The sequence below is a fragment of the Geodermatophilus sp. DF01-2 genome (assembly GCF_004571065.1).
GTDB lineage: Bacteria > Actinomycetota > Actinomycetes > Mycobacteriales > Geodermatophilaceae > Geodermatophilus.
Genome location: NZ_SPQN01000018.1, coordinates 21107 through 42692, shown reverse-complemented (window position 1 = coordinate 42692; position 21586 = coordinate 21107). Strand labels below are relative to the sequence as shown.

General features: G+C 73.0%; 18 protein-coding genes. 6 read left to right on the top strand and 12 right to left on the bottom strand.

Annotation, left to right across the window (positions count from 1 at the left end; genetic code table 11):
- Positions 1 to 143: 143 nt before the first annotated feature.
- Positions 144 to 1271: a glycosyltransferase family 4 protein gene (locus tag E4P41_RS07655; RefSeq protein WP_135140306.1), complete on the top strand. Its 1128-nt coding sequence runs from the start codon at positions 144 to 146 to the stop codon at positions 1269 to 1271.
- 87 nt (positions 1272 to 1358) lie between these two features.
- On the opposite strand, the gene E4P41_RS07650 is transcribed toward E4P41_RS07655, so the two are convergent.
- The 6 genes from E4P41_RS07650 to E4P41_RS07625 all read right to left on the bottom strand — a co-directional run bounded on the left by E4P41_RS07650 (position 1359) and on the right by E4P41_RS07625 (position 9960).
- Positions 1359 to 3608, bottom strand: a complete 2250-nt coding sequence (locus tag E4P41_RS07650; protein ID WP_135140305.1) for a glycosyltransferase — start codon at positions 3606 to 3608, stop codon at positions 1359 to 1361.
- Positions 3608 to 5020, bottom strand: a complete 1413-nt coding sequence (locus E4P41_RS07645; protein WP_167760963.1) for an oligosaccharide flippase family protein — start codon at positions 5018 to 5020, stop codon at positions 3608 to 3610. Before E4P41_RS07645 ends, E4P41_RS07650 begins: the two co-directional genes overlap by 1 nt.
- A 71-nt stretch (positions 5021 to 5091) precedes the next feature.
- Positions 5092 to 6312, bottom strand: a complete 1221-nt coding sequence (locus tag E4P41_RS07640; RefSeq protein WP_135140303.1) for a GNAT family N-acetyltransferase — start codon at positions 6310 to 6312, stop codon at positions 5092 to 5094.
- A complete protein-coding gene (locus tag E4P41_RS07635; RefSeq protein ID WP_167760962.1) occupies positions 6309 to 7100 on the bottom strand; it encodes a polysaccharide deacetylase family protein in 792 nt (263 codons plus the stop codon). Before E4P41_RS07635 ends, E4P41_RS07640 begins: the two co-directional genes overlap by 4 nt.
- A gap of 125 nt (positions 7101 to 7225) precedes the next feature.
- Positions 7226 to 7804: a hypothetical protein gene (locus E4P41_RS07630; protein ID WP_135140301.1), complete on the bottom strand. Its 579-nt coding sequence runs from the start codon at positions 7802 to 7804 to the stop codon at positions 7226 to 7228.
- A 44-nt stretch (positions 7805 to 7848) separates the two neighbouring features.
- Complete coding sequence (locus tag E4P41_RS07625) at positions 7849 to 9960, bottom strand: O-antigen ligase family protein (RefSeq protein WP_135140300.1); 2112 nt, start codon at positions 9958 to 9960, stop codon at positions 7849 to 7851.
- A 569-nt stretch (positions 9961 to 10529) separates the two neighbouring features.
- Between E4P41_RS07625 and E4P41_RS07620 the strand changes: the two genes are divergently transcribed.
- Positions 10530 to 11477: a GNAT family N-acetyltransferase gene (locus E4P41_RS07620; protein WP_135140299.1), complete on the top strand. Its 948-nt coding sequence runs from the start codon at positions 10530 to 10532 to the stop codon at positions 11475 to 11477.
- Here the strand turns inward: E4P41_RS07620 and E4P41_RS07615 are convergent, their stop codons facing one another.
- The 5 genes from E4P41_RS07615 to E4P41_RS07595 form a co-directional block, all read right to left on the bottom strand.
- Entirely contained in the window at positions 11478 to 12287 is an 810-nt protein-coding gene (locus E4P41_RS07615) for a metallophosphoesterase family protein (protein ID WP_135140298.1), read from the bottom strand.
- Positions 12284 to 13477, bottom strand: a complete 1194-nt coding sequence (locus tag E4P41_RS07610; protein WP_245177174.1) for an ATP-grasp domain-containing protein — start codon at positions 13475 to 13477, stop codon at positions 12284 to 12286. Before E4P41_RS07610 ends, E4P41_RS07615 begins: the two co-directional genes overlap by 4 nt.
- Positions 13478 to 13621: 144 nt before the next feature.
- Positions 13622 to 15136 (bottom strand): sugar transferase, encoded by a 1515-nt coding sequence (locus E4P41_RS07605; RefSeq protein WP_245177173.1) that lies wholly within the window; start codon positions 15134 to 15136, stop codon positions 13622 to 13624.
- 194 nt (positions 15137 to 15330) lie between these two features.
- Positions 15331 to 15918, bottom strand: coding sequence for an aminoacyl-tRNA hydrolase (pth, locus tag E4P41_RS07600; RefSeq protein ID WP_135140296.1), 588 nt, complete (start codon positions 15916 to 15918; stop codon positions 15331 to 15333).
- A 62-nt stretch (positions 15919 to 15980) separates the two neighbouring features.
- Positions 15981 to 16685, bottom strand: coding sequence for a 50S ribosomal protein L25/general stress protein Ctc (locus tag E4P41_RS07595; protein WP_135140295.1), 705 nt, complete (start codon positions 16683 to 16685; stop codon positions 15981 to 15983).
- 288 nt (positions 16686 to 16973) lie between these two features.
- Between E4P41_RS07595 and E4P41_RS22610 the strand changes: the two genes are divergently transcribed.
- From E4P41_RS22610 to E4P41_RS07580, 3 genes are read left to right on the top strand one after another with little or no spacing between them, the layout of a single operon-like run.
- Positions 16974 to 17750, top strand: a complete 777-nt coding sequence (locus tag E4P41_RS22610) for a 3'(2'),5'-bisphosphate nucleotidase CysQ (RefSeq protein WP_135140294.1) — start codon at positions 16974 to 16976, stop codon at positions 17748 to 17750.
- Entirely contained in the window at positions 17747 to 18661 is a 915-nt protein-coding gene (cysD, locus tag E4P41_RS22605; RefSeq protein WP_135140293.1) for a sulfate adenylyltransferase subunit CysD, read from the top strand. The genes E4P41_RS22610 and cysD overlap by 4 nt, the downstream gene beginning before the upstream one ends.
- Entirely contained in the window at positions 18661 to 19902 is a 1242-nt protein-coding gene (locus E4P41_RS07580) for a GTP-binding protein (RefSeq protein WP_135140292.1), read from the top strand. The genes cysD and E4P41_RS07580 overlap by 1 nt, the downstream gene beginning before the upstream one ends.
- A gap of 16 nt (positions 19903 to 19918) precedes the next feature.
- Here the strand turns inward: E4P41_RS07580 and cysC are convergent, their stop codons facing one another.
- Entirely contained in the window at positions 19919 to 21007 is a 1089-nt protein-coding gene (cysC, locus tag E4P41_RS07575) for an adenylyl-sulfate kinase (protein ID WP_245177172.1), read from the bottom strand.
- A 175-nt stretch (positions 21008 to 21182) separates the two neighbouring features.
- Here cysC and E4P41_RS07570 point away from each other — a divergent pair, with 175 nt between their 5' ends.
- Positions 21183 to 21560 (top strand): hypothetical protein, encoded by a 378-nt coding sequence (locus E4P41_RS07570; RefSeq protein ID WP_135140290.1) that lies wholly within the window; start codon positions 21183 to 21185, stop codon positions 21558 to 21560.
- Positions 21561 to 21586 lie beyond the last annotated feature (26 nt).

The window sequence follows — 21586 nt, the reverse complement described above, 5'->3', positions numbered from 1 at the left end:
CGGGTCGCTGGTAGCGCCGCACACCCCACGGGGGTGATTCGCGGCTCCAGCACCCCCTGTCGGGTGACGAGATGCGCGGATTCGAGGAGACCTCGGCGCGAACCGGGTGACGATCACGTCCGGCCCAGACCCCGAGGAGACCAGTGCAGACCACGGAGCAGCCGCGCCCGGCGCAGCCGGTCGTCTGGCACGTCACCGAAGCGATGGGCGGAGGCCTCGCCACCGCAATTCACCACTTCGTCCGCTCGGCACCGGGGTACGACCACGTCCTGCTCTGCTGCCTGCGGTCCCAGCATCAGACGGGCGAGGCCGACCCGTTCACCGCGCGTCGGCCTAGCCGGCGCAGCGGCCCGCTGGGCATGGCGGAGCTGCTCCTCAGCTTGGACGAGCACCTCCCCCCGCCCGATGTCGTCCACGTCCACTCCGCCTGGGCAGGCCTCATCGCCCGCCTGGTCCTGTTCCGCCACCGCGCCCGAATCGTCTACAGCCCGCACGCCTACTACTTCGAGCGCACGGACATCTCCACGGCGGCGCGCACTGCCGCCTGGTGGCTCGAGCGACTGCTGGCACCGCTTACCAGGGTCGTCGTGGCCGTGAGCCCCCATGAGGCACAGCTGGCCGAGGGGCTCGGCTGCGCGGTCCGCTTCGTCCCCAACGTGGCGGCGTTCCCGGACCACGAGCAGTCCCTGCTCTCCGGAGGGTCGAGCACAGCCGCGCACTCCGAGGACCCCGTTGCGCGGCTGGTCACGGTCGGTCGCGTCGAGCCCCAGAAGGACCCGGAGTTCTTCACCGCCACGGTGCGCGCCGTACGCCGCCGGGGCGTGGAGGTCGACGCCCTCTGGATCGGCGCCGGCCCCGCAGAACTGGAGGACGAGCTGCGGGCCGGAGGGGTGCAGGTCACCGGGTGGGTCGACCGCGCTCAGGTGCTCGACGCGGTCCGCTCCGCGAGCGTGTACGTGCACACAGCGGCCTGGGAGGGCAACCCGCTGACCGTGCTGGAGGCCGAGGCGCTGGGCCGCCCGCTGGCGGTGCGGTCGATCCCGGCAATGGTGTCACTGGGCCACCCGGAGACCAACAGCACGCCAGAGGAGCTGGCCGACACCATCGTCACCCTCCTGGCTGGGGTGCCCGGTGTGCCGCTTCGCGACCCGGACCGGCCGCCGACAGCCCTCGAGGGAATCTACGACGAGCTGGTGCCCCGGCCCCGCGCCCGCCGGGTCGGGCGGACAGCTCGCCTGGTGCAGACGGCGCTGGGTCTGCTGGGACCGTGACCCGATCACGCTGAGCGACCCCGGGCAGGCACCGAGGTCGCCGCCCCGTCCGGCGCCGATCGTGCTCCTCACGCGAGGACGCCCGCGTCAGCGGCCGCGGGCACCGCGCGCCGTGTCGTGAAGCACGGCGACGAAGTCGGCGGCGCACGCGGCGGCGTCGGGATGCCGTGCGCCGATGTCCCGGGCCGCGCGGCCAGCCAGACCGCGCACCTCGTCCACGGCCAGCTCACCGAGGGCACGCGCCAAGTCACGGGGGTGCCCCGGACGCACGGCGATCCCGGCCTCCTCCCCCGCCCGTTCGGCCGCGGGACTACCGGCGACGGCGACGACCGGCACCCCGGCGACCATCGCCTCCATGGCGACCCCGCCGAAGCCCTCCTTCCGCGGCGCCCGCCGTCCGGCCGGCCGGGTCAGCAGCGCGAGGGCGTCGAATGCGCCCAGCCAACGGGCGGCCTGGGGCACCCGGCCGAGGAGGTGGACCCGGTCGGCAACGCCGAGCGCGGCGGCGACCGCCCGTAGTCGGTCGGTCTCACCGACGGCGCTGGGGTCGTCCTCGCCCAGCACGACCAGTCGCCACCGGCTGGCCGCCGGCTCGGCCAGCGCCCGGACGGCGTCCTCGACACCCTTGAACGGCACCAGGCGCACCGCCATCCCGAGCCAGAGGCCGGGCTCGCCGTCCGGGACACCCCAGGCCCGCAGCTGGCCACGGGCGACCTGCCGTGGCTCCGGTTGGGTCCGCGGGCGGGGTGGGTGAACCACCACCGCGTCGCGACGCCGAACCCACTGCAACACCGCGGCATCGGTGCCGATGACCCTCGTGGAGAGCCGACCCAGTGCCAAGGCCAGGGTGCGGTCGTAGGAGTGGTCGTGCTTCACCCAGACCGACGGCCGCCCGGCCAGCCACGCGGCCGGCGCAGCCACCAGCTGTGCCTTGACACCGTTGCCGATCACGACGCCAGCCGCGGCGCTCCGCACCGTCCGCGTCAGCGCGGGCAGCACCCGGGCGACGTCTCGGGGCCTGCGCCCGGCGGGGAGCAGGGTCACGGGGATCCCGCGCCGCTCGAGCTCGCCGCGGAACGGGCCGTCCTGCAGGAGGGTGAGCGAGACGTCGAGATCCCCGCGTGCATCGATCATGTCCAGGAGCCAGCCCTCGCTACCGCCCAGCACTCCATGTGCGGCAACCACGTGCACGCGCAGCCGTGCTGACTGCTCGACCCCGGCCACCTGAGAGGTGAGCTGCCGTAGCCGGTCCATTTGATGGCGCAGGTCGTGGTGACGTTCCACGAACGCGCGGCCGGCCGTCCCCTCGGCGGCCGCCAGGCCCGGATCGGCCAACCGCGTGATGAGGGCATCGGCGAGCGCCACCGCGTCTCCGGCCGGCGTGACCTCGCCGGCACCGGCTTCGATGAGCAACCGACTGCCGCTCACCGGGGTACTGACCAACGGGCGGGCACTGGCCAGTGCCTCGACGGAGGTGAGGGCCAGGCCCTCCCACACCGACGGGAGAACCACGACGTCGGCGGCGGCGTACCAGCGATCGGCACGGTCCGAGTGACCAGCAAAGAGCACGCTTTCGTCGGCCCGGTCGGCCAGCTCGGGCCGGTCCGGACCGTCACCGACCAGCGCCAGTCGGGCCGCCGGGACCGACGCCCGAACGCGAGGCCAGGCGTCGAGCAGTAGGTGCTGGCCCTTCTGCCGGTGCAGCCGTGCCATGCAGACGACCAGAGGGCCGGACGGAAGGTCCAGAGCGGCGCGGGCTTCGGTGCGGTCGTCGGGGCCGGCCGCCGGGAACTGGTCGAGGTCGACTCCGTTCGGCACGGTCACCAGCAGGGACCCGTCGATGCCCGCCTCCTGGCCGGTCTCCCGCTCCTCCTCGCAGACGCACACCACGGCCCGCGACCAGCGGCGGGCGGCGAGGTGCTCCCACCCCCGCAGGAGCTGGCGCATCGGCGACCTGCGCGAGGGGAAGGCCCAGGCGTGCGGCTGGTAGAGCGTCGGGATCCGTCCCCGAATGAGCAGCCGGCCGACCAGCCCGGCCTTGCTCGAGTGCAGATGCAGCACGTCGGGATCGGCCTCATCGATGATGCAGGCCAGCCGGCGCACCTCCGCCAGCGTGCGCAGGGACGGGCTGGGCTCGGCCGACCAGGGGTGGACGCACACGCCGATGTCGCGCAGGTTCGTGGCGACCGCGGAATCCGGCGGTGTGGCCACCGACACCGCCCAGCCGTGGTCGGCCTGATCACGCGCGACCTGCGCCAGGTACCGGGCGACGCCACCGTCCCGAGGCTCGGCGACGTGCAGAACCCTGAGGGGCCGATGGCGTTGCTGATCGTTCATCAGGCCTCCCCCGGTCCGAAGGTCTCCCGCACCATGCGGAGCTGATCCGGTGCCCAGCGACGTGCGAGCCAGTAGGCCGAGGCGATGTAGACGCCGCCACCCAGGGCGAGCAGCACCGGCAGCGGAGCCGGGACCGACAACAGGACCAGTGCCAGCAGCAGCGCGGCGGCCCCGGGAATCGCCAGGGGGCCAAGCAGACCCGGACGGACGCCGACTCGCCGCAGCGCCGTCCACAGCAGGACGAGTTGGGCCAGGTAGGTCACCGACGTCGCCAGTGCTGCCCCCTCGCTCCCCAAGAGGGGAATGAGGACCAGGTTCAACCCGAGATTAACCACCAGCGCCACGGCCGCCGTCCACAGCATCGCGGCGTTGCGGGCGTGGGCGGCCAACCCGGCCAGCAGGAAGTAGGCGAGCCCGAACAGCAGTGGTGTCGGCGCGAGGAGGACCAGCGTCAGGGCGGACTGATCGGCGTACTGCTGGCCGAACAGCAACCCGATCACCTCGGGCGCCAGCACCGTGCACACGGTCGCGAAAGGCAGGTAGACGACCGCGGCGGCTGTCATGGCGGTCTGCAACACCCGTCCGGCCCGGGCATCGTCAGGGTGAGCGCTCAGCACGGGGAAGATCGCGTCGCGCAGGACCCACGCGACGAACAGCACCGTTTCTACCAGCCGGAACGCCACGGCGTAGGTGGCCAGTTCGGCTTCCCCGCGGATGGCCTGGATCAGGACCGAGCCGAGGCGCGGCAGCGAGCCCAGGATGAGCGCGGTGATCCCGACCAGCCAGGTGGCATCGAGCATGGCACGCAGCCCGGAGGGCGTCACCTGCCCCGGCCGGAGTCGTACCCCGACTCGGTGCACGGCGACCGAGTGCCCGAGCAGGCCGACCACGGAACCCGTCAGGATCGCCACGCCGGTCCAGAGCAGACCGCCCCCAGAGGTCAGGGCGCTGATCACCAGCACCGCGGTGACGACACGCTGCACGACGAGGGCGCCCGCCATGCCGGCCTGCCGCTGACGAGCGATGGCGGCGTCCCGCATTGTCAGCGAGAGGATGTCGAGCGCGGTCGAGAGGACGACGGCGGCAACGGCGATGCCAGTGGCCGTACCGCCGTACGTCGAGCCGAGCAGGGCGAGCGCGGTGCCGTAGGCGAGGAGCCCTAGGCCAAGCTGCAGGGTAAGAGTCTCGGTGAAGTACCGGTCCAGCCGGCCCGGGTGGGAACTCCCCCGGTGGATGAGCACAATGTCGAAGCCCCACCCTGGTACGTAGAGCAGCAGAGCACCGAGGGCCATGGCGAAGGAGAGCGCGCCGAACTCGGCCTGGTCGAGCAGCCGGGTCGCCACGAGAACCCAGGCGAACGTCGCCATCTTGCCGAGCAGCTCCGCTGCCATTCCGGCCGCGGCGTTGGCCATGGTGCGTCGTGCGGTGCCCAGGCCGGCGCCGGACGCGCCCTGCGGCACCATCTCGTCGGGCCCGGCCAGCGTCATGCGATCGACTCCCTCGAACCGCCGTCGCGGCTCTGCAGCAGCTCGGCCTCACACGCCACTGCCCGGGCACGCGTGAGCTGCCCGATGCGTTCACGGCCGCGTTTGATGCGGTCCACTGCCGCTTGGATCCTGTCAGCGTTGCGCACCGCCCAGTCCCCTCGTCGGCCGTGCAGTTGCACCAGCACCGTCGTCAGCCTCCGGCGATCGGGGTAGATGCGGTTCTGCGTGGCGTCCTCCGGAGCGGCACAGGTGTCGACGAACCGTCGGCCGGTCGCGTGGAAGCCCCTGACCTGTTCGAGGGCGAGCAGGATGCCGGGCGAGTGAGCAGAGAGCGCGTCGTCGTGGGCGATCTTGAACTCGAAGACGGCGTCCGGGGTCAGGATGCGGCAGGCCATGGCGACCACCCGGTCGTCGGTCTGCAGGCTGTGCATCTGGAGACGTCCGCGCCGTGCCAGGCCCCGGCACATGCCGCGGAAGAAGTCGGCGTGCCCGGGTCGGACGGCGAGTGCACCGCCGACCTGCGACTTCCACCCGGAGGCCTCCAGCCGGAGGAAGTCTTCGAGCGCCGTGTCCACGTCGGTCCGGTCGACGAGGCTGGGTTCGGCACCGAGCTCCTCCGTCAGGCGCCGCCAGCGACGGCGGAGGTCCTTGCGACGTCGGGCGCTGAAGCAGGTCTGCACGTAGTCGTCCACCGGCCGTCGCTCCAGCGTCGCACGCTCGACGGTCTCGAGCGTCGTGACCGCCCGGCCGGAGCGGCGCGCCCCCTCGCGCGCCGCAGCCGCGACGTCGACGTCCACCAGGTCGATCGCCAGCCAGGGGCTGGCATCGGCATCCGCCAGCGCATCCAGCGCGACCTGCCAGGTGGCCGCCCCAGCGCCGGGAACCGTCAGCGGCGTACCGAGGAAGCAGTGGGCGTGCCGCCACGTCGTCGTCGCCGGCACGGGAACCCGGCGGTAACGGACGGCGTCGATGACCGGGAGCAGGAAGGTGAGGTGATCGAACTGCTGCCCCTCCTCGACCACCAGCAGCCGGACACGGTGGCCGTCGGGCAGGTGGGCGGCTGCGGCGAGCGTGGCGGCGGGCTCGAAGTATGGGTTGGCCGGACAGGCCCGTTCGGCCAGTCGGTCCCACCGCTCGACGAAGACGTCGTCCACCTGGTCGAAGGACAGGACACGCCCCCTCGGGGCCGCCTCCCCCTGGAACGGCTGACCGCTCATCCGCGTCGCCAGGTCAGGGTCCGGGCGGCCCGACTCACCGCGGGAACGCGGCGGGAGGCTCGCCAGATGGAGCGGTAGCCGGGCACGCACTTGACCCGGAAGGCGGTGAGCGTGTCGCCGGGCTTGACGTCCACCCGGTCGATCGCATGCCGTCCCGACCCGTTGTAGAGGGAGAAGCCGACGTCGAAACCGCTGTCGCGCACCGCCGCCGCCGCGCGCTCGTCGTGCCATCCGTAGGGGTAGGCAAACGCGCGAGGTGTCGTCCCGGTGAGGTCGGTCAGTTGTGAGCGGGCCTCAGCGGTGGCGAGTCGCAGCGCGTCCACGTCGGCGCCCACGAGCGAGCTGTGGTCCCACCCATGCACGCCGAGCTCCATCCCCGTGGCGGGCAGGGCCTGAAGTTCGTCAGCGGACAGGAGCGGCCCGTCGGGCTTGACCACCTCGTCGGCCGGTGGCTCGCCTGCGCCGGTAACCAGGCCGACCGAGACGAAGAGGACGGAGGGGACGCCGTGGGCCTGCAACACAGGAGCGGCGAGCTCGCCGACGCTCCGCATGCCGTCGTCGATCGTGACCAGCACCCGCCGCCGGCGGACCGGCCGCTCAAGCGCCCGCAGGTAGCCCGCGACGTCGAGGAACTCGTACCCGCGATCCCGCAGATGGGTGAGCTGCTCCTCCAGCCGGCGGATGGGCAGGAGCAACTCGTGCGGATCGCTGCAGCCCGGCAGCGGATCCGCCGCCGCGGTGAACCCGTGGTACATCAGCACCAGCGGTCGCCGCAGCTTGGTCGGCACGTCTCCGGACACATCCGGTCCCACCGTCATCTGTCTCCCAACAACGAAACTGAACTGGCGTGCGCGGCTCCTGGCACAGCGGCGGGACGGACCCCGCACAGTCGACCGGAGCCCCTGAGGGGCGGTCAGTCGCCGGCCCGGTCGGTCCTCCACCGCGGTCGGTTCCCGAGGCGATCGGCGAGCACGCCGGCTACGACCCCCAGCAGGGCCGCCGCTGCAAGCGTGGCGGCCAGCAGCACGCTCCGCGGCGGAGTCCGCTCGGCGGCACGCTCCGTGGCCGCGGCCGACAGGGAGCTGTTCACCAGCGGGTCCTCCCCTGCAGTGCCCACCAGCTGCCGAGCCGCGACGTTCGCCGCGGTAACGGCCTGCTCTCGGTCATCGAGCACGACGGAGATCCGGAGGTTCCCGGTCCCGGGCTCCAACTCCGTACCGATCGCATCGGCCAGCTCGCCGCCGCCCAGCGCCGGCATCTGCCGGGCCACGCTGTCGGCCGACGCGTCACTGCTGACGACGACGGCGTACCGGTGGGCAACCAGCGCCACGCTGTCCGGGGAGATGCCCGTCTCCACGCGCGGGGTGAAGGAGACGACCGCGTGAGCCGCCCACTTCTGGGGTGTCAGGAACGTCGTCACCGCAGCCAGCGTCCCGATCACCAGGAAGACGGCCAGGGCGAACCGCCAGCGGCGACGGAGCGCGGCTCCCACGCCACCTTCCCGACCGGGGACGGTCCTCTGGTCGAGGGTCTCGGTCATCGGACTCCCGTCCGCACGGGCGTCATCCGCCGTCCCGACGAGCGCTCTGCCGGGCCGACACCACCGTGTCCACCGGAGCGCAGTCGGACGACGAGCACGATGGCGAGCAGCCAGCAGAGGCTTCCGGTCATCTCCAGGCACTCCTCGAACAGGACGTAGACGTCGTAGCCGGGCGCCCGCCCCTGCTCCGGCGACGACTGCAGCTCCTCGAGGACCTGCGACGTCGCCCAAGCCAGCGCGCCCAACAGCCAGAGATAGCGGATCCGTTGCTCGGCCCACACGTCGCGGAGGACCAGCACCCAAGCGATCCCGCCGAACGCCACGATGGGCGCGTACAGCACGGTCCACGGCACACCGGTCAACCGGGAGAGCGTCTCGTGGAGCGTGAGGGCCTCGTCGAAGGCCATGAAGACGAGGAAGGCCCCGAGTATCGACCAGCGCCGGCGCCACGGCAGACCGGCCCGCCCGGCCAGCACGCACCCGACCCCGGTCGAGCCGAGGAGCGCGGCGGCGAACACCGCTGGCGGCTTGCCCTCGCCGTCCAGGTCGAACAACGCCAGGGCGCTGTTCCCGTCCTCGAGCCGGCCCAGCGCACCGAGGACCACGATGACGGCGGCCAGCAGGAACACCGGCGGACGCACGGGCACCCGGACGACCCACGAGGTCAGGAGGTCGCCGAGCGACGTCCAGCGGTTGGTCGAGGTCACGGCACCACTATTGACGTGCCGCTGCCTCGCGGACACCGTCTTCGCTGGTCCCCCTACTCGAAATGGGGTCGGGTGCTCCGGTGGGACGGCCGACGACGAGTCCCCGGGAAGGGGCCGTCGTGCCATCTCCACAATCGCGGCCAGGAGCCCCACGAGCAGCCACAGCGTGGTCTGGGTCAGCGGATTCGCCAGCGGAAGGTCGATCAGGCCCTGGCCGAGGACGACGCCCAGAGCGGCGACCACGGCACCGGTCATCGCCCGCAGGCCCGAACCGGTTGGGCCCTGTGCTCCCAGGCGCTTGACGGAGGCCACACTGGTTGCCACCGCAACCACCAGCAGGACGAGGAATGCCGCAAGCCCGAGCAGTCCCATCTCGCTGGACACCCCGAGCACCATCGAGTGCGCGTGGGTGGCGGGCTCGCTGCGCAGGGGTGAGGCGTCGGCGACCGCGGCGTGGCTGAACCCCCCCGACCCGACACCGAGCAACGGGGCGTCCGCCACCTGCCGGATTGCCTCGGCCCAGATAAGCGGCCTGTCGTCGTAGGGGTTCGAGGGTTCGACCAGGGACCGGAGCCGCGCAGTAAGCACGCCCAGTGATCCCGTCGTTGGCAGGACCATCGCGACGACGAGACCGGCGAGCGCAAGGCCGGCGGCGGCGGTGAGCAGCCGTCGCACCGCGGGGACGACGACGAGGAGGACCAAGCAGCCCAGCACCGTCCCGATCCAGGCTCCCCGCGAGAGGCTGACGGCCAGGGCCGCGGCCGCCGCTGCGCTCGACACCCAGCACAGGGCACGTAGGCCGAAGCTCCGGTGCACGGTCGCGGTCGCCAGCCCGACGACGAGGACGATGCCGCAAAACAGACCCAGCTCGTTCGGTTGACTGAAGACACCGGTGGCCCGCCCAACCACCACGTTGCCTCCGTGCGCGGCGGTGAGGTCGCCCGTGGTGCCCAGCGCGAACAGGCTCACCCCGCCGCCGACCGCGGTGAGGACTGTCAGGACGAGGCGGACGTCCGTGCGAGACGGGCAGGCACGGGCGGCGGCCCAGGCCAGCCCGAGCCCGATCACGTGGATGACAGCCATGCGCAACGAGGCACCCGGGTCGACGGCGGTCAGCACCGACAGCAGGCTGACCGCCACGAGACCGGCAGCTGCGAGGAGCACGGCTGAGGGGCGGAGGGCACGGCCGGCGCCCGCCACCGCGGCGAGGGCGCCACCCGCGCTGACCGCGACCGACACCAGGTGGATGAGCGTGAACCCGACGACGACGAATCCGCCGAGAGGAATCGCGGCCACCAGGCAGCACACCGCGAACGCCGGCCGGTGCAGCGCGCGCCAGGCCAGGAGGGCCAGCAGCACACCGACCGCGACAGCGACCAAAAGGAACGCCGGAGCCGTCATGCCGGGCTGCTTGCGGACGGTTGCTGGATGATCACGCGCGCCAGGGTATGGAGGACATGGCGCATCGCCGCCCGGACTCACCCCTGGGGGTCATCCACCATGCCACCCCTCCTGGCGGTGCCTCGGCGCGCGTCCGCGCCGACGCTGGGGCAGCTCCCTCGCAAGGGTCAGGCTGCCCGCGGACGGGCCGCCGGGGCGGTCGCGGGGCCTATGCTCGGCCGTCGACGGGGCAACGCGCCGGTTCCGACGCGCAGTGCCGCTGACGAGGGAGGCACACAGTCGACGGGGGACGGCCGAACGCGGCCCTGCAACAGGAGCCGGACGGAGGCACGGCGCACGCCAGGCGGGACACGTGGCATATGCGTGTGAACGGCGACGGCGGTTTGGAGAGCACCGTCATTCGGACCCACGAGGAGTTGGACGACCTGCGAGTCGAGTGGCGGGAGCTCTACGACTCCTGCCCGACCGCGACGCCCTTTCTGGCCCATGCCTGGGTCGCCGCGTGGGCTCAGGCTTACTGTCCCCCGCGAAGCCTCCGGGTCGTCGTCGTCCGGTCGTCCGGCCGACTGGTGGCCGCGGTCCCCCTGTGCCTGGTCCGCCGCCGCGGCTGGCCGGCCCTGGTGCCTCTGGGGGCCGGGATCAGCGACTACACCGACGTCCTCCTCACAGAGAACACGGCTGCCATCCGGGACGTCTTGACCACTGCTCTCCTCGCGGAGCCGGGGTGGCGACTGCTCGAGCTCCCCGAGCTGCGGCCTGACGCCCTGGCCCTCCACTGGACCGCCGAGTGGCCCGGCCGCGTAACGCAGATGCCCGGTGCGACGTCCCTCGAACTGCCGGGTGTCCCCCTCGATGTGCTGCTCGCGCGGCTCCCGGGCCGGACCGCGTCGGTCATCCGGCGCAAGCTGCGCAAGACCGACGCCCTCGGGGTCGTCTCGAGCCAGGTGCCCGTGGAGCGGACCGTCGACGCGGTCACGGCGATGCTGAAGCTTCACGAGGAGCAGTGGCGCGGGCGCGGCATCAACGCCGAGCACCTCACCAGGCGCTTCGTCGAGCACCTCACCGGGGCCCTGCCGCAGATGGTCGCCGACGGTCAGGCCGTCGTGGTAGAGCACCGCCTGGACGGCGAAATGCTGGGCAGCCAGGTGAACCTGGTGGGGCACGATCTCCTCGGCTACTACCTGGCCGGCATCTCCCCCCGGCTCAAGGAGCGGATCGACGTCGCCTCGCTCCTGATCCGCGGGGATGTCGAGATGACCGTGGAGCACGGCCTCTGCCGGTATTCGCTGATGCGTGGAGAAGAGGACTACAAGCTGCGCTGGCGCCCGGAGCGGATCGAGCACACGAGGCTGATCTGCGCCCGGCCGGGGATCGTCGGGGCGGCCGGCTACCCGGCGATGCTGCGCGCCAAGCAGACCCTGCAGGGGTGGATCCGCACCGCCCGGCGTCTTCCCACCAGCAGGACCGCCCTGGTCACCGCCCTGCGCTCGATCCGTGGTGCGGCGACCGGCTCCTGATTAGGCGGGACCCGTTCCCCGGGACGGGAGCAGCTGCTCCACCCGGTGGGCCGCTCCCCGGACCCGCCGCACCACGGTGTCCCGGAGCCGCGGCGGTGCGTGCATGCACCGGTCCGGCAGCCCGTGGTCCCGCAGGCCCTGACGGCTCGCAGCGACGTCGTAGTCCACCTGAAGGAACTCCACAACCCCCGTTGCGTCGTCGAAGACAGCGCTCCGGGCCCGGGGGCGTCGTTCGCGCTGGCGCGACTGTCCCACGCTGCCCGGGTTGATCAGCCGGGGCGCCGTGGCGGCGACCACAGTGCTGCGACGCGGGACCGTGCCCCCGGACACCTCGACGAGCCACTGCTGGTGCGTGTGACCAAGGACCAGGGTGTCTGCCCCCGGTGCCACGTCCGTGAGCCGGGCGAGCAGCTCGAAGGCCCGGTGCTCCGACACGACGTACTCCTCGGGACTGTCGAGGGAGCCGTGGGCCATGTGCACGGCTCCGACCGACAGTGCCATGGGCAGGGACTCGAGGAAGCTCCGGACCTCCGCGGACAGCCACGAGCGATGCAGCTGCGCGGAGCGACGTGCCAGCTCGGGGAACCGCGTGGGCGGCAGCCTGTCGAGGACGAACAGGTCGTGGTTGCCCAGCACGCATCGCGCACCCACCTCGGCCAGCGTGGTGACGCACTCGTTCGGCTGTGTGCCGTACCCGACAAGGTCCCCCGCGACCAAGAGCTGGTCGACCCCTCGACGGGACAGCGCCTCCAGGGCGGCGCGGAGGGCGGGGAGGTTGGCGTGGACGTCGGAGAGGACGCCGATCCTCACGTGCCGTCCGGCCGTTCCGGACGCCGGCGGATCCGGCGATAGAGGGGGACGGCGAGCTTGCCGACGAGGTGGGGCATCGGGTCAGCTGGGTCCAGGCCCGACCTCGTCTCGCAGGCCACCGCCCAGCGCAGCCAGCTGCCCACGCTCGTCCCCTCCTCACGGGCGGAGAGGAGGTCGGGCTTAACGTGGCACCAGGCCACGCCGGGCCGGGCGGCAGCCCGTCGTGGCCGAGGCCGTCCCAGCAGGTCTGCCCGCACCGTCGCGGGGATGTTCACACCCGCCGCGGCGCCGACGTTGTGCCACAGATTGAACCGCGGGTTGATTTCCAGGAGCCACAGCCGACCGTCGGCACCACGCTTGAAATCCAGCTTGGCCACCCCGGTCAGCGCCAGCCGGTCGACGACGTCGCGACCGACCCGCACGACGTCGGGGGCATCCGTGGTGACGACGGCGGTCGAGTGGCCCAACGACCGGGGGTACGTGCGCAGCTTGCGGCCGGTGAACTCGGCCGCCACCTGTCCCGTGGCGTCGACGTAGACGTGATAGCTCTCGATGCGTGACTCGGGACCGTCGATCGGCTGCTGGACGATCACCCGGGCATGGCGGCCGTCCAGCCGCCGCACGAGGTCGTCCAGTTGCCGGCCATCACGGACCACGGCAGCCTTCGCGGCGCTGGCCGAGTCCCAGGAGCTCTCCCGCCGCAGCGGCTTGACTAGGAGGGGGAAGGATAGCTCCGCAGTGGCGGGCAGCGGTCCGGTCAGGTCGAGGACCCGTCCGCAGGGCACCGGGAGGCCGACCTGGGCCGCCAGGTCCTGGAACGCCGCCTTATCGACCAGCTTCTCGACGAGGTCAGCCGAGGCGATCACGAAGCGCAGGTCCGGGGCCAGCTCTCGACGTCGCCGGGAGACGAACAGCAAGTCATCGTCCTGCTGGTAGAAGAGCACTGCTGGCTGTCGGCCGAGCCGGGCGGCAGCCAGCAGGGTGGCGGCCAACGCGTCGTCGTCGGGACGGGGGTCGGCCAGCCACCTGGACACGTACCGGGAGTAGCGAGCGATGTCTGTCGGACGGCTCACAAGGGTCACCGGGGCGCCGGCTGCGTGCAGCGGAGCGGCGAGGTCGCGGTCGCCCAGCACGAGGGCCGGGCTGTCGGTGGTGGACAGCGCCGTACGCCTCGTCGCACGGTGTGCCATGGTCACCATGTCATCGTGCCCCCATCCGGCACCGCATCCATCCCGCCTGCCTCCTCCGGGTTAGCACGCCACTTTTCCCTGACCGTGCTCGCCGTCGACGATGCGACGACGACAGCTCGGAGCGCCGGGTTCGGCGCCATCGGATCAGTAGGCCCCGGAGCTGCTCACGACGGCGCGGACCGTCTTGGTGAGAATCAGCAGGTCCATCGCCAGCGACCAGTTCTCGACGTAGCGCAGGTCCAGGCGCACGGCCTCCTCCCACGGCAGGTCGGAGCGGCCGGAGATCTGCCACAGGCCGGTGAGCCCGGGCTTCACCAGCAGGCGACGGCTGACCGAGGCGTCGTAGCGGGCGACCTCGCCCGGCAGCGGGGGACGCGGGCCGACCAGCGACATCGAGCCGCCGAGGACGTTGAACAGCTGCGGCAGCTCGTCCAGAGACAGGCGGCGCAGCAGCCGGCCGACCGGGGTGACCCGCGGGTCGATCCGCATCTTGAACAGCAGGCCGTCGGAGATGTTCTGCGCCTGCAGTGCGTCGACCTGGCGGTCGGCGTCGACGACCATGCTGCGGAACTTCAGCATGGTGAAAGCCCGTCCGTTCACCCCGACCCGCTCCTGGCGGTAGAGCACCGGGCCGGGGCTGGTGACCTTGACCGCGGCGGCGACGGCGAGCAGCACCGGGGCGAGCAGCAGCAGGCCGACGGCGGCGACCGCGCGGTCCAGGCCGCCCTTCACCACCCGCTGCCAGCCCTCGAAGCGCGGTTGCTCGACCGAGAGCAGCGGCAGCCCCTCGAACGGGCGGATGTGCAGCCGCGGGCCGGCGACCTCGATCAGGCCGGGGGCGACGAGCAGCTCGATGCCGGTGCCCTCCAGCCGCCACGACAGCGACCGCAGGTATTGCGACGCGGTCTCGCTGGCGGAGGTGACCGCGATGGTGTCGGCGTCGAAGTGGCCGGCCAGGGTGAGGACGTCGTCCAGCCCGCCGACGGAGACGCCTGCGGTCCGGGCCACCCGGTCGCGGTCGTCGGGGGTCACGCACGCGGCGACGACCTCCAGGCCGGCGAAGCGCTCCTGCCGCAGCCGCTCGATCAGCTCGAGAGCGGCGGCGCCCCGGCCGACGACGACCACCCGCTTGGTGCAGCGCCCCCGCGCGCGCAGGCCGCGCAGCGCGCAGCGGGCGGCGAAGCGGCCCAACAGGGTGCCGAGGGTCAGCGACGGGACGGCGACGACGACCAGCGCCCGGCTGAGGTCGAGGTCGGCGGCGTAGGAGACGAAGCCGGCGACGGCGAGGAGCACGAAGCCCGCGGTACCGACTGCCCGGTACTCGTCGCTGCCGCTGCCGAAGACCCGCTCCGCGTGCGCGCCGGTGGCGTGCAGCAGCACCGGCCACACGACGACGAGGGCCACGCTGGCCCAGAACAGCGAGGTGGTGGGCGAGGCGTCCGGGTGGCCGGCGAGCACCGCGGCCCCGGCTCCCGCCGCGGCGAGGACCTCCGAGCCGGTGAGCGCGAGCGAGTAGCGGTCGACCCACGGCGCCGCGCCCGCCTGCAGCCGCGGCCGGGACGCAGGGGCCGCGCTGGCCGCCGTGGCCCCCGTGGACGCCGTGGTCGCAGGTGGACAGGACGCCGTCCCCGGTCGGACGGTCGAGTGGTCGAGCAGCACGGTTCCCCCCGGACGCGCGTGACAACGTGTAGCCGGGATCACTCGCGCGAGGGCCGCTACACGCCTGTCACCAGGGAGTCCGCCCGAGCAGAGCGCCCGACGCCGCAGTCACCATCACAGTGGGTCACGGGCAGGTCAATGCGGAGGGTGACCGTTCACCCGTTGGTGACGACGGCTCACCCGCCCCGACCGGGTCAGGTGCGGGGGTGGACGACGTTCTGGGCGGCCTCGAGCCCGCGGGCGAGGAGCTCCTCGGTCGCGTCGGCCGCCTCGGCGACGAGCAGGTCGAGCTCCTTGCGCTCGGTGGCCGAGAAGTCCTTGAGCACGAAGTCGGCCGGGTCCTGGCGGCCGGGTGGGCGGCCGATGCCGACGCGCACCCGCAGGTAGTCCTTGGTCCCGGTGGAGCGCGAGATGGAGCGCAGGCCGTTGTGGCCGCCCTCGCCGCCGCCGCGCTTGAGCCGCACGCTGGCGAACGGGATGTCGAGCTCGTCGTGCAGGACGACGAGGTCGGCGACCGGGAGGCGGTGGTAGTCCAGCAGGCCGCGGACCGGGCCGCCGGACTCGTTCATGTAGGTGGTGGGCCGGCCCAGCACGACGCGGCGGCCGGCCAGCCGCCCCTCGCCGGAGAGCGCCCGGGCGCGGGCGCCCTTGCCCGGGGAGAGCCGGACGCCGGCGCGCGCGGCGAGCTCGTCGAGCACCATCGCGCCGACGTTGTGCCGGTTGCCGGCGTAGGACGGGCCGGGGTTGCCCAGCCCCACCACGAGGAAGGGCCCCTCGGACACGGCCGCAGGGGCGCCGACGTCGCCGGCGCCCCTGCGGGGAGTGATCTCGCTCAGGGTCGACCTCAGCCCTTCTCGGCCGACTCCATCGACTCACCGCTGCCCTGGTCCTGCGGCTCGGAGACGACGTCACCCTCGCCGACGCCCTCCTCGGCCGGCGCGGACTCCTCGCGCTCGATGCCGGCCTCGGCCTCGGCGGCCTCCAGCTCGGCCTCGAGGGCCTCGGCGGTGGGCGCGGCCATGACGTTGACGACCAGCGCCTCGGCGTCGGTGAGCACGGTGGCGCCGCTGGGCACCGAGAGCTCGGCGGCGGTGACGCCGTTGCCGGCCTCGCGGCCGGTGACGTCGACCTCGATCGCCTCGGGGATGTCGGTGGCCGGGGCCTCGACCGAGACGGTGTTCAGCTCGATGCTGACCAGCGTCTCGGGGGCGGCGTCCCCGACGACGTGCACGGGGACGTCGACGGTGACCTGCTCGCCGCGGCGCACGACGAGCAGGTCGACGTGCTCGTGGACGCGGGTCAGCGGGTCGCGCTGCACGGACTTGGTCAGGGCCAGCTGCTCCCTGCCGTCGAGGACGACGGTGAGCAGGACGTTGGTGCCGCCGTTGCGCAGGGCCGCGGCGAATTCGCGGGCCGGCAGCGACAGGTGCACGACGTCCTGGCCGTGCCCGTAGAGGACGGCGGGGACGCGGCCGGCCCGGCGGGTGCGGCGGGCGCTGCCCTTGCCGAACTCGGTGCGGGCCTCGGCGACGAGGCGGAAGTCAGCCACGGTGGTGTGCTCCTCGGGAAGTGGATCCGGGTCGGTGGCCGGCACACGGCGCGGCACGCCCGTCGAGGGGATCCACCCCGTCCAGGAGCGTGGCACGTCGATCACGGAGTACGGACGGACCGTCTCCCTCGCCGGGCAACCAGCCCAGGGTACCCCAGGGCGCCCGACGGCCCGGACGGCGACCGCCGGTGATGCGGTCCGTGCGGCCTGACCCGAAGGAGCGAGGACGGGTGCCGCCTGGGCGGTTCCCCGCTCAGGATCGGGTCACCGCCCGCGAAGGGGAGACAGATGCCCTCTGGTACCGACCACGAGATCGCGCACGCCTTGGCCACCTCCGCCGGGGAGGTGCTGCTCGGCGTCCGCGCCGGCCACTTCCCGGACGTCGCCGCGCTCAAGGACGCCGGGGACGCCGCGTCGCACCGGCACCTGGCCGCCCGGCTGCGCGAGGTGCGTCCCGGCGACGCGGTCCTCTCCGAGGAGGGCGTCGACGACGCCGTCCGCCTGCGTGCCGACCGGGTCTGGATCGTCGACCCGCTGGACGGCACCCGCGAGTTCTCGGAGGCCGGCCGCGCCGACTGGGCGGTCCACGTGGCGCTGTGGGAGCGCGGCGAGCTGACCGCGGGTGCCGTTGCGTTGCCCGCCGAGGGCGTCACGCTCGGCACGGTCGCGCCGCCGTCCGTTCCTGCGCGCCCGGAGGGTCCGCTGCGGCTGGCGGTCAGCCGCAGCCGTCCGCCGGCGCTGGTGCAGGACCTCGCCGCCACGCTCCGAGCCGACCTGGTGCCGATGGGCTCGGCCGGGGCCAAGGCGATGGCCGTCGTCCGCGGGCTGGCCGACGTCTACGTCCACGGCGGCGGCCAGTACGAGTGGGACTCCGCCGCACCGGTCGCCGTCGCCCGCGCCGCCGGTCTGCACACGAGCCGGCTGGACGGCTCGCCGCTGATCTACAACCAGGCCGACCCGTACCTGCCCGACCTGCTGGTCTGCCCTCCGGAGCTGGCCGACCGGCTGCTCGACACCCTGGCCGGGCAGGTCCCGGCCCCCACAGACGCGGGAGTGCGCGCGTGACGACGACGCTCTACGAACTCGGCCACCTCGACGCGCTCGAGGCCGAGGCCGTGCACGTCCTCCGGGAGGTCGCCGCCGAGTTCGAGCGCCCGGTGCTGCTGTTCTCCGGCGGCAAGGACTCGATCGTGATGCTGCACCTGGCCGAGAAGGCGTTCTGGCCGGGGCGCATCCCCTTCCCGGTGATGCACGTGGACACCGGGCACAACTTCCCCGAGGTGATCGAGTACCGCGACCGGCGGGTCGCCGAGGCCGGCGTGCAGTTGATCGTCGCCTCGGTGCAGGAGTCCATCGACAAGGGTCGGGTGCGCGAGCAGAAGGGGCCCCGGGCCAGCCGGAACCCGCTCCAGACGGTCACCCTGCTCGACGCCATCGAGGAGCACGGCTTCGACGCCGCCTTCGGCGGCGCACGACGCGACGAGGAGAAGGCCCGCGCGAAGGAGCGGGTGTTCTCCTTCCGCGACGAGTTCGGCCAGTGGGACCCGAAGAACCAGCGTCCCGAGCTGTGGGCGCTGTACAACGGCCGGCACCACCGCGGCGAGCACATCCGCGTCTTTCCGCTGTCCAACTGGACCGAGCTCGACATCTGGCAGTACATCGGCCGCGAGGGCATCGAGCTGCCGTCGATCTACTTCGCCCACCGCCGCCGGCTGGTGCTGCGCGACGGCATGCTCCTGTGGCCGAGCGACCACGTGCCACTGCTCGAGGGCGAGGAGCCGTTCGAGGCCACGGTGCGCTACCGCACCGTCGGCGACACCACCTGCACCGGTGCGGTGGAGTCCGCCGCCCGCACGGTCGACGACATCGTCGAGGAGGTCGCCGCCACCCGCATCACCGAGCGCGGCGCCACCCGCGCCGACGACCGGGCCAGCGAGGCCGCCATGGAGGACCGGAAGCGGGAGGGGTACTTCTGATGGAGATGCTGCGGTTCGCCACCGCCGGGTCGGTGGACGACGGCAAGAGCACGCTGATCGGCCGCCTGCTGCACGACACCAAGTCCATCTTCAGCGACCAGTTGGAGGCCGTGGAGCGCACCAGCGCCCAGCGCGGCGACGAGTACACCAACCTGGCGCTGCTCACCGACGGTCTGCGCGCCGAGCGGGAGCAGGGCATCACCATCGACGTCGCCTACCGCTACTTCGCGACGCCGAAGCGGAAGTTCATCGTCGCCGACACCCCGGGGCACATCCAGTACACCCGCAACATGGTCACCGGCGCCTCGACCGCCAACGCCGCGCTGATCCTGGTCGACGCGCGCAAGGGCCTGGTCGAGCAGAGCCGGCGGCATGCCTTCCTGGCGTCGCTGCTGCGCGTCCCGCACCTGGTGCTGTGCGTCAACAAGATGGACCTCGTCGACTACGACCAGGGCGTCTTCGACGCGATCGCGACCGAGTTCCGGCACTTCGCCGCCAAGCTCGACGTCGGCGACCTCACCGTCATCCCGGTGTCGGCGCTGGCCGGCGACAACGTCGTCGGCCGGTCGGCGAACCTGCCCTGGTACGAGGGCAGCTCGCTGCTGCACCACCTGGAGGAGCTGCACATCGCCTCCGACCGCAACCTCATCGATGCGCGGTTCCCGGTGCAGTACGTCGTCCGCCCGCAGTCCTCCGCCCACCACGACTACCGCGGCTACGCCGGGCAGGTCGCCGGCGGCGTCCTCAAGCCCGGTGACGACGTCGTCGTGCTGCCCTCAGGGCTTCCGTCGCGGATCGCCGCCATCGAGACCAAGGACGGTCCGGTCGCCGAGGCGTTCCCCCCCATGTCGGTGACCATCCGGCTCGAGGACGAGATCGACGTCTCCCGCGGCGACATGGTCTGCCGGCCGCACAACCAGCCCGCCGTCTCCCAGGACGTCGAGGCGATGGTGTGCTGGCTGCACGAGGAACCCATGCGGCCGGGCGGCAAGTACGCGATCAAGCACACCACCCGCTCGGCGCGGGCCATGGTCAAGGACCTGCGCTACCGGCTGGACGTGAACACCCTGCACCGCGACGAGGGCACCGCGGCGCTCGCGCTCAACGAGATCGGCCGGCTGCAGCTGCGGGTCACCGCCCCGCTGTTCACCGACCCCTACCGGGTCAACCGGACGACCGGCAGCTTCATCCTCGTCGACGAGGCGACCAACGCGACCGTCGGCGCCGGGATGATCCTCTGAAAGGACCCCGTCCTCCTCACCCCTCGCAGGCTCGGGCCGAGCCTCGGGGCGGGGCCGACGGGGCGGGAGCCTGCAGGGGGCCGGCGAGCACCGCGTCGAGCACCAGGCGGGCGCACGCGTCGACGTCCTTGCCCGTGGTGTCGACGGTGACCTCGGCGTCGGTGGGCGCCTCGTACGGGTCGCTGATCCCGGTGAACGCCGGGATCTCGCCCGTCCGCGCTCGCGCGTAGAGGCCCTTGCGGTCGCGTGCCTCGCACTCGGCCAGCGGGGTGGCGACGTGCACCAGCACGAAGCTGCCCCGCCCGGCCTGGGCCTCGACCTCGCGGCGCACGTCGGCACGGACGGCGGCGTACGGGGCGATCGGCGCGCACACGGCGGTGCCGCCGTGCTTGGCGATCTGCGCGGCCACCCAGCCGATCCGCCGCACGTTGGTGTCGCGGTCGGCCTGGGAGAACCCGAGACCGGCGGACAGGTGGTGGCGCACCTCGTCGCCGTCGAGCAGGGTCACGCTGCGTCCGCCCTCCAGCAGCAGCTCCACGACCCGGGCGGCGATCGTCGACTTGCCCGCGCCCGACAGGCCGGTGAAGAACAGCACCGTGCCGCCGGTCCGCGCCGGTTCGGGATCGACGCTGCTGCCCAGGAGCGTCGCGCCGTAGCCCTCGGTGAGCTGCGCCCAGCTCACCTCCGGCTCCGCCGCCGTCACCGGCACGGGCACGAGCTCCACCTCCCGGCCGGTGGACCGGACGCCGGCCCACGCGGCGGCGCCGGAGGAGATGGACGCGGAGTCCGCGGGCGCCCCGGCCGCGGGCAGCAGGGCGAGGACCTGCGCGGGCAACTCCGCGGCGTCGGCCGGCGGCAGACCGACCCAGGCGGCGGGGGTGGCCCACCCCCGCTCCCGGAGGCGCCGGGCCACGTCGGTCGGCGACCGCCAGCGCGGGATCTCGGTCACCCGGAGGTCCGCGCCGTCGCGGACGGCCACCAGCACGCCCTGAGCGTCCTCGAAGTCATCGGACGGCGGCAGGGCGGGCGCGACGGGGCTCAGGCCGAAGTGGTGGCGGGCCACCGCGGCGACCTGGACGTCACTGAGTCTGGTGCGGCCGGACACGCCGGCCATCCTCCCAGGGCGCCGACGCCGGACGCCGCCACCCACGCGGAGCGGCGCACCGGACGGGACCGGTCACCCGGCGGGGTGAGCGCTCGTTGCCCCGTTCCCGGGCGCGCGCGCAGGCTGTCCTGACCGCCCGGCATCCACGGCGGCACCGAACGGAGAGGCACAACCGATGTCAGTGGCGCTCCCAGGTGGGCACGCCGGGACGGCCCACGTCCGGAATACGTGGGCGCCGCAGATCGTCGTCGCCGCACCCGGCCGGACGGCCGTCACGCTGCTGCTGGTCACCGAGTGGCTCGACCACCTCAGCGTGCACCTGTCGTGGCCCGAGTGCCTCGCGGACGAGCACCGGGGCCTCCGCGAGGCCCACCACCTCACCGACGCATCCGGCCGGACGTGTCCCCTGGTCGCCTCGACGGTGCAGCCGCTGGCCGGACGCGTCAACGAGGTCACTTTCTTCGACACCAGCCGGGTCTCGGGCCCCCAGACGTTGGCGCTGCGCCTGCGCTCCCGGCTCGCCGAACCGGTGCCCCTGCCCTTCACGGGCTGAATCCCCCGGCGAGACGGAAGCGCGAG